Genomic DNA, 16,024 nt, shown 5'->3' with positions numbered 1-16,024 from the left:
TGGTTCATGGCTGCCATTAAAATTCTGCATGAGTGAACGCAAGCTGAACGCAAAAACTCCTGTGAGTCAGTGAGCTTGCAGCCAGACTGACTGTTCAGCCGCAGTTCATATTCATTAACGTAAAAATCCCAAGAAATACGCATAGCAACGTTTCTATAGCGCATTGATTCTTTTACACTGAGGGCATGACGCTCAATGGACAGCCCGGATGAAAATCACACGAATTCTGACACTTATTATGGTTATGCTGGTTCCTGCCACATTCCAGCCTCTTCAGGCCTCGCCATTAATGGCGGCGGCTCAGGGTGCTGCACTCAAAGTAAAGAGTGAGCAGCAGGCCGTTAGCCTGGCAAAAGGCAAGTACGGCGGTAAGGTGCTCAAGGTGGAAAGTGCCAGAGTGAATGGCAATCCGGGTTACAGAGTGAAACTGGTCACCTCTGACGGCCGTGTCATGCATGTAAAGATTGATGCCGCAACAGGACGCATACAGGGAGACTGAGATGAGACTGCTGTTGGTTGAAGATGACAAATCACTGCAGGAAAACCTGAAAACCCACCTGCAACAGGCCAACTTTTCCGTCGATACCGCCGATGACGGTGAAATAGGTCTGTTTCAGGCCACTGAATATCAATATGATGCCGCCATTATCGATGTCGGCTTGCCCAAGCTTGATGGTATATCCCTGATCACTCAACTCAGAGCCAGTGATATCGACTATCCGGTACTTATCCTGACCGCCCGTGACAGTTGGCAGGATAAAGTAGAAGGTCTTGATGCCGGGGCCGATGACTACCTCACCAAACCCTTTCATCCGGAAGAGCTGGTTGCCCGTATCAACGCCCTTATCCGCCGCAGTGCAGGTAAAGCCAGTCCCTTGGTGAACAACGGTCCGTTCAGCATCAATACCAGTACACTGGAAGTGAAGTGTGGTGATGCCCTTATCAGCCTCAGTGGTTCAGAGTACAAGTTGTTTGAGTACTTTATGCTGCATATCGGCGAAGTGCTGTCCAAAACCGTGCTGACAGAACATATCTATGATCAGGACTTTGACCTGGACTCCAATGTGATTGAGGTATTTATCCGTCGTCTGCGCAAGAAACTGGATGCCGACGGCGAGTTTGGTCTTATCGAAACCCTGCGGGGTCAGGGCTATCGCCTGAGGAGACTTGAGCAGGAATGAGTTCTGCCGTCCACAGCCTCAAATTCAGGGTGATGCTCAGTGCCGCCCTGATGATTCTGCTTATCCTGCCCCTGGTCGGCATTACTCTGGTCGACGCCTTTAACCAACATATGCAGCGAACCGCCAGAGATGAACTGGGTGCCCACCTCTATGGTGTGCTGGCGGTAGCAGAAGTGGAAAAAGGCGAACTGGTGATGCCTGCCGCCCTGTTGGAAAACCGCTTTAACCTGATCCAGTCCGGCCTGTACGCCGTTATCACCCAGGATCGCAAACCGGTTTGGCAATCCGACTCCCTGCTGGGACTCGAACTCCCGCCGCTACCCAAACCCGATACTGGCTCCCGCAACTTTGCCAGGGTCAACATCAAGGGGCAGCCCCACTTTGTAGAAAGCTACGGGGTGAGTTTTGTGACAAACAAAGGCAAAGATGCACCTTATACAGTGCATATCATCAAGGATATGGCTGAAATAAATGCCAGCTCTGCGGAATTTGCTGAGCAGATGCGTAACTGGCTATTGGTAATGACAGTCGTCCTTATGGTGATCAGTGGCAGCTGGCTGTGGTGGACCCTGAGACCCCTGCAACGTTTCCGTCAGGAGCTGAATGATGTGGAGCAGGGTCGCAGTGATGAACTCTCCACCGACTACCCGGCCGAATTGCATTCCGTCGCCTCCCAGCTGAATCGTCTGCTGCAAACCGAACAAAATCAGCGTAAACGTTTCCGTAATGCCCTGTCGGATCTGGCTCATAGCCTTAAAACACCGCTGGCGGTATTGCAGAGTGAACAAAATCTGCCGGTCTCGGCTCAGGAGCAGATCCAGGCCATCAGCCAAAGCATCAGCCGTCAGCTCAAGCGCGCACAGAGTGCCGGTGAATCCGCATGGCACCTGGGTACTGAACTCTCCCCTGTTGCCGACAAACTCAGTCGTACTCTTGCCAAACTCTACCCCAATATTGAGTTCAATCAGGCCGTGACTCCGGAACTCAGGTTCCGCGGTGATACAGCAGATCTGATGGAGATGCTGGGTAACCTGTTGGATAACGCCTGCAAGGCCGCCAACTCAAAAGTGATGATTTATGCCGTCAAGGCTGGCGACAGCATGAGTATCTCCATTGAGGATGATGGCCCGGGTGTGCCGCCGGAAAAAGCCGGTGAACTGGTACAGCGGGGTAAGCGCGCCGACTCCTATGATTCCGGCCATGGCCTGGGTCTGGCCATAGTGCAGGATCTGGCTGACAGCTACCGGGCCAGATTGGTTATCGACCGTTCGCCCTCCCTGGGTGGCGCCCGTTTTACCCTTAAATTCAGTGGCGACTGAGACCCCAATTTCCCCTCTTTGAAACCTTCAGCCTGCGTTCATCTTGACTTACCTAGACTGAGAACCATGATGCAAAATTGTGCAGCCTGGCTTACCGCAATGCTGCCGGGAGGGTTCCATGTTAAAAACACAGTCGCCACTCTTTCATAAATTGCTGACCCTATTACTGCTGACCGCAGTGCTGGTGATGTGCAAAACCGATGCATTTGCCAGTGAGCAACAGCCCAGCGAAGCCAGACTGGCTCAGCTGCTGGCACCGGTTGCCCTCTATCCTGACAGCCTGCTGACTCATATTCTTATCGCCTCTACCTACCCGCTGGAAATCGTTGAAGCAGACCGCTGGCGCAGCAAGAATAAGCACCTGGGCAATGAGTTACTGGTGGAACGCGCAGAAAAGCAGGATTGGGATCCCAGTGTCAAAGCCCTGCTGCCATTCCCAGATGTGCTTGAACGTATGAGTGATGAGCTGGACTGGACTTCAGATCTTGGTGATGCCTTTCTTGCCAATGAGAGTCGGGTATTGGATATGGTTCAAACCCTGAGGCAGGAAGCGGATGATGCCGGCAACCTGAAGCAGATGGACAATGTCACTGTGACCCGGGTTGAACGGGAGATCATTATTGAGTCGGCCTCACCACAGATAGTCTATGTTCCTTATTACGACCCAAGAGTGGTCTATCCCTACTGGCGCTGGCCAGCCTACCCACCGGTATGGTGGGCCTATGACCCGGTCTGGTTCAGCTATCGCTCACCCGGCTCACTGTTTTACTGGCGTCCGGGAATCCATATCTCATTCAACTTTTTCTTCGGCAGTGTTCACTGGCACAACCGTCATGTGATGGTACACAGACACGGTCATTACCACCACAGGCCCCATTATCGCCACAGAGTCGCCACCAGCTATGGTGCCAAACGCTGGCATCATAACCCTCACCACAGAAAAGGGATCCGCTATGCCAATCGCAATATCCATGACAGGGTGTACAAGCACCACAACAGGGTACGGGTGGCCGAGGGACATAAACAGGTAAAACGCGAGTTCAGGCAAACCCGTGTCAGAGAGATGGAGCACAGAACCCGTCAGAGACTGGACGGAAACAGACAGACCAATCAATATCGACAGGACAAGCCCGTTGCCAACCGATTCAATCGCGACACGGAGACAAGGCATGCCAACAGGCAAAGAAACAATCAAACAGAGTTGAAGGCGGCACTGAAGGAGCGTTCCATTAATGACAGAGAACGCCGCACCAATGTGCAACGCCAGGCAGGTATTAATTCAGAGCGCAGGATCAGATCTGAGTTAAATAGCCCAGACCGCCAAAGGGCCACAGCCCCTGCCGTCACAAGGCGTAACAATCAGTCGGTGAGAGTCAATCGCCAATCGCCCCAGCGACAAACAACTCAACGTCAAAGCCATGCACAGCGACAAACCGGTATGCAAAGGCAATCCGTGCAGCGCAGTCAGGTGCGACCTGTGAGACAGGCCCCAAGGACGGTGCGCAGCACTCCGCGCTCCCGCCCTTCAGGCAGCAATCATGGCAGTCGTCAGCGCAGGCACTAATTGGATTATTCAATAAACCGAGGGACATAAAGCAGTTGTCCCTGCCACCACCGCAGCTTAGAATCGCCAAAACAGTCAACCGGAGCCCTTCCGGAAGCAATCATGGCAGTCGTCAGCGCAGGCACTAATTGGATTATTCAATAAACCGAGGGGCATAAAGCAGTTGTCCCTGCCACCACCGCAGCTTAGAATCGCCAAACAGTCAACCGGAGCCCTTCCGGAAGCTATGACGGAGTCTGAGATGCAGTTTCACTACCACAACCCTACTCATATCCTGTTTGGCCAGGGCCAAATCGCCAACATCAATCGAATTATTACCCCTGAACAAAAAGTGCTGGTGCTCTATGGTGGTGGTTCCATCAAACGCAACGGCGTCTACGATCAGGTTGTTGCGGCCCTGCAGGGTTACCAGTGTCTTGAGTTCGCCGGTGTCGAACCCAACCCCACCAAGGAGACACTGGATAAGGCAGTGGCTCTGGTGAAAGCTGAAAATATTGACTTTATTCTGGCTGTGGGCGGTGGCTCAGTGATCGATGGCGCCAAGTATATTGCCGCGGCCGCCAGCTACGACGGCGATGGCTGGGATATAGTCACCGGCCAACACAAAATCTCTGCTGCCATTCCTCTTGGTGCCATCCTGACCTTGCCTGCTACGGGCTCGGAGTCAAACTCAGGCTCAGTGATCACTAAAGCGGAAACTCAGGACAAACTCAGCTTTATGTCTCCCTATGTTCAGCCGGTATTTGCTGTGATGGACCCGGATACCATGAAAACCCTGCCGGAATGGCAGCTGAAAAACGGTATCGTTGATGCCTGGGTGCATATTTGCGAGCAGTATCTGACCTGGCCCCAGGGCACTATGGTGCAGGACGGCTATGCCGAATCCCTGTTGAAAAACCTGCTGGTACTGGGCAATGACTTTGCAGACCATGACACCAATGAGTGGCGCAGCAACCTCATGTACACAGCTAACCAGGCGCTTAACGGCCTTATCGGCAGTGGTGTCGCCCACGACTGGGCAACCCACGCCATTGGCCATGAACTGACGGCGCTGTATGGGGTAGATCATGCCCGCTCTCTGGCGATCATCCAACCCTCATTGCTGCGCAATCAAATCGACTTTAAGCGAGCTAAACTGGCACAGATGGGCCGTAATGTATTTGGGCTTGAAGCCAGTGATAATTTGGCTGAACAAACCATTGATGCCATTGAGGCCTTCTACAATAGCCTGGGAGTTGCATCAATACTGACCAGTGAAGATCGTCAGGGGCAGGCAAAAGATGACGCGGTCACCGCCTTGATGACACAGCTGGAGAAACATGGTCTGAACGCCATGGGGGAAAACCAGGCGATTACTCCGGAAGAAAGCCGTAAGATCCTGATGGCGGCATTGAGCTGAATCTGAGTATTGGAAGTATAAAAAGGGGCCAGTGGTCCCTTTTTGCTATCCGGGAACTGGTAATTATTTAAGGAATAATCAAGCTACTAAGAGTATGTTGATCTATGAGGCTTTTTCAGCCGGTCGATATCAGGATGAGAAATGACATTGAAAACCGCATCAACTCCTCTGCTCCCCCCTATGCTTTTGATGGCATCATTGTTGACACTGAGCTTTGTCTGCTCCGCCGAGCCTGAACTACTTAACTCCAACAAGTACAAAATCAAAGTAGAGTCGATTGCCGATAGATTACGCCATCCATCCGCCATGGTGTTTTTGCCAACACCAGCCGAACAGGATTGGCAGCTGCTGGTCAGCGAGCGTCAGGATGGACTCAAACTGATCTCACAAAGCGGCAATATCACGCCAATGGCTATCTCTTTACCCGTCAGCCAAAGAGGTGATGGCGGCCTGTTGGGTCTGGCCGTTTCCCCTGACTTCAAAGAAGACAGGCAGATATTTGTTTCATACTCACATCAACATGAAGATGGCACAGCCAGTACTGCGGTAGCCAGGGGCCTGCTGAACGATAACCAGTTGTCAGCAATGGAAACCATCTTTATCAGCCAGCCGTCCTATCGGGGAAGCCGCCAGTTTGGTGGTCGTCTGGCCATTGAAGGCAACTGCCTTTGGTTGTCTGTCGGTGACAGAGGGGATGAAGCCAGTGCCCAGCAACCCAAGAATCACAGCGGTAGCTTACTGCGGATAGATGTTAATGGCGCACCCTGCGCGGGCAACCCCAATTGGGCGGAGCAATCCATCGATGCCAGGCCTGAAATTATCAGCTATGGACACAGAGAAGTTCTGGGCCTGACCATAGATGACTCAGGTCAGGTATGGAGCCATGAAGCGGGGCGGGACAGAGGCGATGAACTCAACCTGATTACCCCAGTTGGCAACTACGGCTGGCCTGTGGTGACTCAGGGTACACGTATCGCTTCCAGAGTGACTCAGGGAGCCCAGGAGAATATCGACGGTATGCTGGCCCCGGTTTTTACCTGGGTGAGCAGTATTAAACCATCGGGATTGTTGCGCTATAACGGTGAACTCTTCCCTGAATGGCAAGGCAATCTGTTTCTGGGCTCAATCAAATTTGGCAAGTTAATCCGTCTTGATTTGCGCGATGGTGAAGTGTTTAAGCAGGAACGACTGCTGAAAAATCGTTACGGGCCGATCCGGGATATTGCACAGGGTCAGGATGGCGCCATCTACCTGCTGACAGACTCAAGCAATGGCCATCTGCTGCGAATGACTCCCGCTAACTAGAATAGGTCTAATCATCAATAAAAACAGCAGGATTTGTCCTGCTGTTTTTTATCTCAAGGACGCTACTCACTCGCCAGTCGGAGCGCACTCGTCCTGACAACACTCCTCCTGCAGAAAGTCGATCACCGCATTCAACCTGTCATACTCCGGCACACAATAAAGCACCCGTCCTTCCCGCCTTTGGCTCAGCAAGCCCGCCGACATCAAACTGGCAATATGGTGGGACAAAGTCGAGCCGGGAATGCCCAACTCCTCCTGCAGGTTGCCCACGGCCAGCCCCTGATGTCCAGACCTAACCAGACGTCTGAAAATGCTGAGTCGAATTGGGTGCCCCAACTCTTTCAGCGCCTTGGCAATATCTTCTACCTGTGTCATCACCCCACTCCAATTGGGCTGCTCGCTCAGCCCATAAGATTAACACGTTGAACTATATCGATTTTACAAAAACCACAGTGAAAGATCTGATGAGATTCTCCAGATTCCAGCAGACCTATCGATAATCTATATTTCGATTTTATTAGAAATATCTTGACGAACACAAGTCCCATAAATAACATTTCGAATATTCTAGAAATGCGGTTCCGTGAGAGAGTTCGATATGTTTACTTCAGAGTCACTGCAGCAGGCGCTGCATATGTTTGCCTTCCTGGCGGTTGAGCTGACCCTGCTGTTCCTGCTGATCAGCTATGGCGTGGGCGTGCTGCAAAGCTATTTGCCACCAAAGAAGATTCAGCAGATCCTGGGTGCCAAACAGGGTAAGGGCTATTTTATTGCCGCAGCACTGGGGGCCATCACTCCCTTTTGCTCCTGCTCCACCATCCCATTTCTGAAGGGGTTGTTAAAGGCCAGAGCCGGGTTCGGCACCATGATGGTATTCCTGTTCGCCAGCCCACTGTTGAACCCCATCATCATAGGCCTGTTTGTGGTGACATTCGGCGTTAAAGTGGCACTCTTCTACTTTGCCGTCGCCATGGGGGTATCCCTGCTGGCAGGTTGGCTGCTGGAAAGACTCGGCTATGAAAAGTATATCCGCGCCGAGGCGCTGGAAGAGCAACAAGCCGCCGGCGGCTGTGGTTGCAGCTGTGGCCCGAAAGTCAGTCGCTGGAGAAAAATCTGGGACGGCACCTGGAAAGACTTCAAACAGGTACTGCCTTATCTGCTGCTGGGTATTGCCATTGGCTCAATGATCTATGGCTTTATGCCAACAGATCTGGTGGTCAAATATGCCGGTGAGAACAACCCGTTTGCGATTCCGGTTGCCTCTGTCATTGGTATCCCGCTTTATATCCGCGCCGAAGCAGTGATCCCATTGAGTGCTGCGCTGGCAGCCAAAGGCATGAGTCTGGGGGCGGTAATGGCACTTATCATTGGCAGCGCCGGAGCCAGTTTGACGGAAGTGATTTTGCTTAAGTCCCTGTTCAAGACCCGCCTGATCGTCGCCTTTGTTACGGTGATCCTGCTGATGGCAGTCATTGCCGGCTATGGTTACACCTGGCTGTTCTGATAACCTTCACGTTACAGGTCCCGCATCTATGTGGGGCCTTTTTACCTCATTGGCATTGAGATTGGTTACATTTATGTTCAGGACAAGATGCTTATATTCTGTACACTGAATCTTCACATAGATTGTGCAACAAGGATGACACCATGAAGCTCCGCACTCTGACATGCCTGACTCTGGCCACTTTAGCTGTAACCCAGACACTTGCCGCTGAAACCATCAAATCTCAGAACTACAGTATCCAGGTCGATACTTTGGCAGAAGGGTTGGAACGTCCCTGGTCTATGGCTCTGTTGCCCGGGGAGAGTCCACAGTGGCTGGTCAGTGAGCGCAATGGAGAGCTCAAACTTATCGGTTCCGACGGCAAGGTAACTGATATTGAAGGTGGCCCGGATGCCTGGCAACGGGGACAGGGCGGCCTGCTTGGTGTAGCCGTTTCACCTGAATTCGCCAAAACCGGCGAAGTGTTTATCGCTTTTTCAGAGGGTACCCGGGGTAATCAGGCCAGCACAGCCGTTGCCAAAGGTCAGCTGATGGGCAACCGCCTGGTGAATGTGAAAACCATCTTCTCGGCTAACCCCAAACATTCCGGTGGACGTCACTTTGGTGGTCGTCTGGCTGTACAGGACCAATGTCTGTGGCTGACATTGGGGGACAGGGGTGAGCGTCCTTCCAGCCAGGATTTAACCAGTCATACCGGCAGTCTGCTGAGGCTCACATTTGATGGCGCTCCCTGTGCGGGCAACCCCAGCTGGCAGGAAAAAGGCGCGCAGCCGGAAATCTACAGCTATGGCCACAGAAACATTCAGGGCATTGCCATCACAGATAAGGGGGATCTGTGGACCCATGAGCATGGCCCTCAGGGAGGCGATGAACTCAACCTGATAGCCAAAGGCAACAACTACGGCTGGCCGGTCATCACCTATGGCAAGAACTATGGCACGGGTACAGATATAGGTGAAGGCACTGAAAAGCAGGGGATGGAACAACCTGTCCACTACTGGGTGCCATCAATCGCACCATCCGGCATGACGGCCTACAAGGGCAAATTATTCAGTAAATGGAATGGCGACCTGCTGCTGGGGTCGCTCAAGTTTGGCTTGTTGGTCAGATTGGAGATTAAAGATGGCGAAATTGTCAGTGAAGAGCGGCTGCTTGATAACCAATTCGGCCGGATTCGTGACGTCGCCATAGACCCCGAAGGTGTTATTTACCTGCTGACCGACAGCAGCAACGGCAAACTGCTTAAACTCACTCCGCAGGGCTAACTCATTAATTTACAAAGGGTGGACTTTAGTTCACCTTCTCCCATCCCTTTAGCCTACGACTAATGTCTAATGCAAAACTGCAACCTTGGTTACATTTTTGTTAACACACAATTGTTTTTCCTGTATTGGTATGTGGTAAGACCTCCAAAGCAGGGGTCTGCAAACCTTACAAAAAATATTAGAGAAGACCAGGGGAAAACATGAAAGTGAGACACACCAGCCTGTATAAGGCGATGGTGCTGGCGTTTGCGTCCGGTACCGGAGCCATGATGTTCACCTCTTCAGCGGCCGCTGAAGATCAACAAGCCAAAGATGAAAATATCGAAAAAATCGCTGTCGTCGGGACCAGGGCTGCCCCCAGGTCTGTCACAGACTCACCTGTACCTCTTGATATTATCAGTGGTGATGAGTTTGTCCGTCAGGGCAGTACCGACCTTAAATCTCTGATGTCCAGCGTGACTCCCTCCTTTAACGTGAACGACCAACCCATCAATGATGCCTCTACTCTGGTGCGTCCTGCCAACCTCAGGGGCCTGGCGGCAGACCACACTCTGGTACTGGTTAACGGTAAACGCCGTCATCGCAGCGCAGTAATCACCTTCCTCGGTGGTGGTCTGTCTGATGGTGCTCAGGGGCCGGATATCTCAAATATTCCGGTATCTGCGCTCAAGCAGGTCGAGGTTCTGAGGGATGGCGCCGCGGCACAATATGGCTCAGATGCCATTGCCGGTGTGATCAACTTTGTCCTCAAGGACAGCAGTGACGGCGGCATGCTGGAGGCCAGATATGGTCAGTACTATGAAGGTGACGGTGATACTGTTCAGTTAAGCGGCAATATAGGTATGCCTCTGAGTGAGAATGGCTTCGCCAACTTCTCCGCAGAGTACCGTACTGTCGACGACACTTCCCGCAGTGTCCAGCGCAGTGATGCTCAGGGACTGATAGATGCAGGTAACACCTTTGTACCTGTTCCAGCCCAGATCTGGGGTACACCTGAGATCAAATCAGACTTTAAATTCCTGGCGAACTTCGGTCTGGATCTGAATGATACCGACGAAGCCTACATGTGGCTGAACTATGCCAAGCGCGAAGTCGATGGCGGATTTTACTATCGTAACCCCACCTCTCGCGGCGGCGTTAACAAAGGCATAGTACGGGATGTAAATGGCGTCAAAATGTACCGTCCGGATCCCAAAATCGACCCTGTCGGAGCCGCCGCATGGGATGCAGCAAACCCCACCATTCTGGTAGGTTCGCTGGACGGCTTGGATCAGCAGCTCAATTGTCCAATCGTGGAGCTTATGCCCAATGGTCTGCCGGATCAAAACGCCCTGAACTCCCTGGCCGCGGCCAACTGTTTTGCCTTCAATAACCTGCTTCCCGGTGGTTTCACCCCCAGGTTTGGCGGTGAAGTGACCGACATGGCCATGGTTATGGGAACCCGAGGTGAGTTCGGCGCCGACTGGGGTTATGATCTCAGTGCCAGTTTGGGTTACAGCAATGTGGATTACTCGATATACAACACCATAAATCCCTCGCTTGGCGCCGATACCCCATTTGAATTCGAGCCGGGCAGCTACACCCAGATAGAGCAGACCTATAACTTTGACATCACCAAAGGCATAGATATTTCCGGATGGGATGAGCCCGTTAACTTCGCTGCCGGTCTGGAATACCGGGTTGAGACCTTTAAAATAGAGGCCGGTGACGCCAAGTCATTTGCCATTGGTCCACTGGCAACCCAGGGCTTTGGCGTCGGCTCCAACGGTTTCCCCGGTTTCAAACCTGAAGATGCCGGTACCTGGTCCCGTTATAACTGGGCGGCCTATGTGGATATTGAATCTTACCTGAATGAAGACTGGTTGATGACTGCAGCGCTGCGCTTTGAGGACTTCAGTGACTTTGGCACCACCCTCAACTGGAAGCTCTCAACCCACTACCAGATTGGTGAAACCATAGGCCTGCGTGCCGCCGCCAGTACAGGCTTCCGGGCGCCGACCGTAGGTCAGAGCAATGTGCGTAATGTGACCACCGCCTTCTCGGCATCCGGTTTGGAAGATCAGGCAACCCTGCCGCCAACCAATCCTATCTCAGTGCAAAAAGGCGGCGAGCCGCTGGAGCCGGAAGAATCGGTTAACCTGAGTGCGGGTCTGGTCGCCGAGTTTGACAATGGTATCTATCTGACGGTGGATTATTTCCATATCAAGCTTAAAGACAGGATCAGTCAAACCTCGGCTATAACCTTAACACCAGGAGATATTAATAAGCTTCAGGCATTAGGTATTAATGATGCTTCCAGTTTCTCCAGCGTGAAGTTCTTTACCAACGACTTTGATACTACCACCCAGGGTGTAGATCTGGTCGCCAACTACAACACTGAGCTGTTTGGCGGTGATACCAAGTTTGCATTTGCCTATAACTGGACTGATACCAAGGTGGATTCTCGCAAGCAAGCAGGTACTGACGATGAGGGCAACCCAATTTACAATATCAATGACGCAAAAGTGGAGATGTTGGAGGACAACCTGCCTGCTCACAGGTTTACCTTTACCACTGACTGGCGCTATCAGAACGTCGACCTTTTAGCAAGGGTAAATTACTACGGCAACTACTTTGAAGACCATCTGGATTCAGGTGGCGAGTTGCCCATCTATGTCGGTAGTGAAATCACGCTGGATGTTGAAGCGACTTATCACTGGACCGACGCTCTGAGCACCTCCATTGGGGCCCAGAACCTATTGGACAATACCCCAGATGTTAATCCCTGGAAAGACGAAGTAGGCTCTTTGTATCCTGCAACCTCACCAATGGGAATTAACGGTGGCTTCTACTACGTCCGAGCCAACTACACATTCTGATTTTCAGATAAGTTAAAAAGCGCCTGTGGGCGCTTTTTTATTTGCGTCAGAGCCGACATAATCAATAGCCTCTCAACTGCGCACCAATGGAGTTTGTATGAAGAGTTATCCGCTGATGATTTGTGTTGGGTTAAGCCTGTTGACCTCCGCCTGTGCTCAATCTCCCCAACCGAATGAGAAAGCCGTTGGCATGGCCAACCCGGCCGCGACCCACTGTATTGAGCTGGGTGGCCAGTATCGAATTATCGATACCCCGGACGGACAGGCTGGAGAGTGCCTGTATCAGGGGCAAACCTGGGATGCCTGGGAGCTGTACCGTAAGGACCATAGTAACAAGTAAAGCTCTCCCGATTGCCAATAAAAAAGCCACCCTGAGGTGGCTTTTTGCTACTTATCTTGCTGGCGTCAGAACTTAAAGGTGACACCGGCATAGAACTGGCGACCTATGGTGTCATACACCTCAGGTACGGTACCGGCAGTATTACCGCTGGGCACTGCTGAAGGCTCCACATCCGTCAGATTCTTCACCCCAAAAGTGGCGGTATAGATATTGTTGAAGTGGTATCTGGCTGACAGGTTGTGATACAGCACTGCATCGACCTTATCGCCATAGTTGATATCTTCCATCTCACCGATATAACGGTTGGAGTAAATCAGACTCCAGTCACCCTGCCCGGCCTGAATGCTGAAGTTGTTCTTCACATCAGCATAGCCACCGAACATACCGCCTATGGTGCCGGTATAGTCCACCCCATCCTGCTCAAACTGAATCAGGTAGGTCAGATCATTGTTGACCTTCCAGTCCAGCCCAACGGCTTCAAAGCTGTACTGCAGGTTAAAGTCCACGCCACTGGTATCCTGATAGCCCACATTGGTCAGCGGGTTGGTCAGGTTGTCCAGGTTACCGTCAGGGCCAATGTTGAAGGTTTCACAGGCGGGAGGGTCCCCGTCAAAACAGGCGTTCAAACCCGCCTGTACGTCCAGTCGTGCAATGGCGTCGTTAATCTTAAAGCGCCAGTAATCCACGGTTATCGACATGCCATCGATATAGCCGGGGGAGTACACCAAACCTGCGGTATATGATTCAGACTCCTCCGCCTTCAGGTTTTCGTCCGAGGTGTAATTCACCAGAATTTGTGGGTCCTGCTCGTTACCCCAGGGGTCGGTCAAATAATCGTAAGAGCCGGAGTTACCACCATAGAGTTCGCTGACATTGGGCGCACGGAAACCAGTGGCGGCCACAGTGCGCAACATCAGATCATCTGTGGCTTCATAGGTCAGGCCTATCTTCCATGTGGTCGCTTTACCAAAGGTGGAGTAGTCATCGAAACGCAGGGCAAATTCACCTGTCAACTTGTCGGTGAAAGGCACTGCGACCTCCTGATATACAGACAGCACATCATAGCTGCCATCGGTCGGGTCCTGCTGAGCCGCCGTACCGTCACCTGCCACAATCACAGGGTCTGGATTGTAGTAGCCACTGTCGTGACGATACTCAGCACCTATGGCAAAGGCGACCGCTCCGGCATCCAGTTCGAACAACTCGCCATTGAGAATACCCGAAACAATATGCTGCTCGTTACCGCCATCAGTGGTTTCCAGATAGCTGATATCATTTATGATCGCATCTGACAGAGGATCGCCGCTGAACCAGGCATCCTGATTGTCATAGATAGACTGCTCCATCTTGGTGGCATTGATAGAGTTGTGGACCCAGGTCTCTGCTTTGTTCTTGCCATAGGTGTAGGAGAGATCCCAATCCATTCCGGTATGTACATCCAGACTACCTGCCAAACCGGCAGAAACACGGAAGGTATCTGTATCCTGTTCATAGACGCGATTCCCCACATCATTGGTACGACGGCGGTACTCCACCTTACCGCGCTCATCCGGGGCAATGCCTCCTGCTATCATTTCCGGCGTTAAGGTGATGCAATCTTTTTCAGGCACATTCACCTCACCACAGACATCCAGCATCACAGAAGCTGGCTGAGGAGCCATCATCTGCTCGGACTGGCGCTTGGTATACAGGAAGTCACCGGTAAAGGTCACCTCATTGGCAAACTCATGAATGGCGTTGGCAAAAAAACTGTACTTGGTGCTTGGGGTTTGCAACCAGCTGTCCTGGGTGTAGTCATAACCTGTGGTGCGGTCTACCCAGTTGCCGTCCTCATCCAGCACCTTGCCATCCAGAGATCCCGTTGGCAAAAAGGAGCTGGCACCTGGCTCAACCCAATCTCTGTCACCCTGCATCACTCCCTGTCGGTCTGCATAGGCCAGGCCAAAGGTGTAGTTGCCATTGTCCGTACTAAAACCATAAAGCGCGCTCAACTCCAGGTTTTCACCATCATTCTTGTCTGTCATACCGCCGGTAATATCAAACTGGAAACCTTCGAAGTCCTTCTTGGTAATAATATTTACTACCCCGGCAATGGCATCTGAGCCATATACCGCAGAGGCACCATCCTTGAGGATCTCAACTCTGGCGATCATGGCAACCGGGATAGTATTCAGATCCACCGCGCTGTCAGCGCCTGAGCCGGAGTTGACCATACGGCGACCGTTCAGCAGTAACAGAGTTCGGTTGGCTCCCATGCCACGCAGATCCACCTGAGCTATACCATCAGCACCGTTGTTGGTGGTTGAGCCCACAGCCATACCTGCCATGGCGGGCTGAGCCTGCAGAATTTCATCCACTGAGGTGTAACCTTCCGCCCTGATCGCACTGGCATCAATCACAGTAACAGGCGATGCCGTCTCCATATCCTGACGCTGGATACGGGAACCGGTCACCTCGATGCGTTCTACATCGGCATCCTCTTGTGCCATAACAACTCCGGGAGTGGCAGTTGTTACGATTCCGGCGCCGACCAGGGTGGCCAACTTGCTCTTGTTGCTCATCATGTAGGGACTCCTTATTGGTTGGAGGTGCAATCACGGCACCTCCTTTGTAATTTTTGTCTGTCCGGCACCTTGCAGCTCTATCAGGAAATGCCGAAACCGTCCCCGATACTCTTGGTCAAAAAAAACACCGTCAAACCACAACTCGTTAACCAACAAGCCCAAATGTTGCGAGAATGAACACCAAATAAAGCCAGTCCGATATCAAGCTGATAATCCTGATGAGTTCCACTCGCAATATCAGCTGATCACACTGGTTGAGGCTTAACCACCCAGGATTATCTGCACCACCGGGATTTACATTTATGCAACGCACAAAATCCACAAAATTGCGACCAACATCACAATAGACACATCAAAGCCTGGGAAGAAATTGCCCGTCTCCATCAAAAAACCGACACAAAGCAAACTCAAACAGAGCCATCAGACAGCTCCAACCGCCCTGCGACAACAAACAAGAAACATCTATTACTCAGTCGGTTGCTCTGACATTGACTGAATGCAACTCTGACAACAAATAACAAACAATCACAAATAGGCATTAATTTCATATAGATACAAAAAAGTTAAATGGGAACGCGTCGAGTCACAGTCACAAAAACCGTTAAATGATGAGCAGAGTCAACTTCTGAAATTGTGCTGCCCGATATGGTGAACAACAAAAAACCAACAAAGAAACCAAAGGATTGTCAGGCAAACTGAAAATAAGTATCTACACTTATTCTTTA

General features: G+C 51.7%; 12 protein-coding genes. 10 read left to right on the top strand and 2 right to left on the bottom strand.

Annotated elements, in window-relative coordinates; genetic code table 11:
• The first annotated feature begins 208 nt into the window (after nucleotides 1–208).
• The 6 genes from ACFOE0_RS21110 to ACFOE0_RS21085 all read left to right on the top strand — a co-directional run bounded on the left by ACFOE0_RS21110 (nucleotide 209) and on the right by ACFOE0_RS21085 (nucleotide 6,768).
• Nucleotides 209–499 (top strand): PepSY domain-containing protein, encoded by a 291-nt coding sequence (locus ACFOE0_RS21110; protein ID WP_115135249.1) that lies wholly within the window; start codon nucleotides 209–211, stop codon nucleotides 497–499.
• A 1-nt stretch (nucleotide 500) separates the two neighbouring features.
• Entirely contained in the window at nucleotides 501–1,181 is a 681-nt protein-coding gene (locus ACFOE0_RS21105) for a response regulator transcription factor (protein ID WP_115135251.1), read from the top strand.
• A complete protein-coding gene (locus ACFOE0_RS21100; protein WP_248934513.1) occupies nucleotides 1,178–2,500 on the top strand; it encodes an ATP-binding protein in 1,323 nt (440 codons plus the stop codon). Before ACFOE0_RS21105 ends, ACFOE0_RS21100 begins: the two co-directional genes overlap by 4 nt.
• 118 nt (nucleotides 2,501–2,618) lie before the next feature.
• On the top strand, nucleotides 2,619–4,064 hold the full coding sequence (locus tag ACFOE0_RS21095; RefSeq protein WP_248934512.1) for a DUF3300 domain-containing protein: 1,446 nt from the start codon (nucleotides 2,619–2,621) through the stop codon (nucleotides 4,062–4,064).
• A gap of 241 nt (nucleotides 4,065–4,305) precedes the next feature.
• Nucleotides 4,306–5,463, top strand: coding sequence for an iron-containing alcohol dehydrogenase (locus ACFOE0_RS21090; RefSeq protein ID WP_248934511.1), 1,158 nt, complete (start codon nucleotides 4,306–4,308; stop codon nucleotides 5,461–5,463).
• Nucleotides 5,464–5,604: 141 nt separating this feature from the next.
• Nucleotides 5,605–6,768 (top strand): PQQ-dependent sugar dehydrogenase, encoded by a 1,164-nt coding sequence (locus ACFOE0_RS21085; protein ID WP_248934510.1) that lies wholly within the window; start codon nucleotides 5,605–5,607, stop codon nucleotides 6,766–6,768.
• A gap of 66 nt (nucleotides 6,769–6,834) precedes the next feature.
• On the opposite strand, the gene ACFOE0_RS21080 is transcribed toward ACFOE0_RS21085, so the two are convergent.
• Nucleotides 6,835–7,143 carry an ArsR/SmtB family transcription factor gene (locus ACFOE0_RS21080; RefSeq protein ID WP_248934509.1) on the bottom strand — a complete coding sequence of 103 codons (309 nt, stop codon included), beginning with the start codon at nucleotides 7,141–7,143 and terminating at the stop codon, nucleotides 6,835–6,837.
• Between the two features lie 223 nt (nucleotides 7,144–7,366).
• On the opposite strand from ACFOE0_RS21080, the gene ACFOE0_RS21075 reads away from it, so the two are divergent.
• The 4 genes from ACFOE0_RS21075 to ACFOE0_RS21060 all read left to right on the top strand — a co-directional run bounded on the left by ACFOE0_RS21075 (nucleotide 7,367) and on the right by ACFOE0_RS21060 (nucleotide 12,735).
• The gene (locus ACFOE0_RS21075; protein ID WP_248934508.1) at nucleotides 7,367–8,272 is read left to right on the top strand and encodes a permease; all 906 of its coding nucleotides are present in this window, start codon (nucleotides 7,367–7,369) and stop codon (nucleotides 8,270–8,272) included.
• A gap of 143 nt (nucleotides 8,273–8,415) precedes the next feature.
• Entirely contained in the window at nucleotides 8,416–9,537 is a 1,122-nt protein-coding gene (locus tag ACFOE0_RS21070) for a PQQ-dependent sugar dehydrogenase (RefSeq protein ID WP_248934507.1), read from the top strand.
• Between the two features lie 200 nt (nucleotides 9,538–9,737).
• The gene (locus ACFOE0_RS21065; protein WP_248934506.1) at nucleotides 9,738–12,395 is read left to right on the top strand and encodes a TonB-dependent receptor plug domain-containing protein; all 2,658 of its coding nucleotides are present in this window, start codon (nucleotides 9,738–9,740) and stop codon (nucleotides 12,393–12,395) included.
• 97 nt (nucleotides 12,396–12,492) lie between these two features.
• Nucleotides 12,493–12,735 carry a putative hemolysin gene (locus ACFOE0_RS21060; protein WP_115135267.1) on the top strand — a complete coding sequence of 81 codons (243 nt, stop codon included), beginning with the start codon at nucleotides 12,493–12,495 and terminating at the stop codon, nucleotides 12,733–12,735.
• A gap of 65 nt (nucleotides 12,736–12,800) precedes the next feature.
• Here ACFOE0_RS21060 and ACFOE0_RS21055 read toward each other — a convergent pair whose 3' ends face one another.
• A complete protein-coding gene (locus ACFOE0_RS21055; protein ID WP_248934770.1) occupies nucleotides 12,801–15,296 on the bottom strand; it encodes a TonB-dependent receptor plug domain-containing protein in 2,496 nt (831 codons plus the stop codon).
• Between the last annotated feature and the right edge of the window lie 728 nt (nucleotides 15,297–16,024).

Source organism: Shewanella submarina (genome assembly GCF_042646185.1).
Taxonomy (GTDB): Bacteria; Pseudomonadota; Gammaproteobacteria; order Enterobacterales; family Shewanellaceae; genus Shewanella; species Shewanella corallii.
This window is presented reverse-complemented; position numbering and strand designations above follow the sequence as displayed.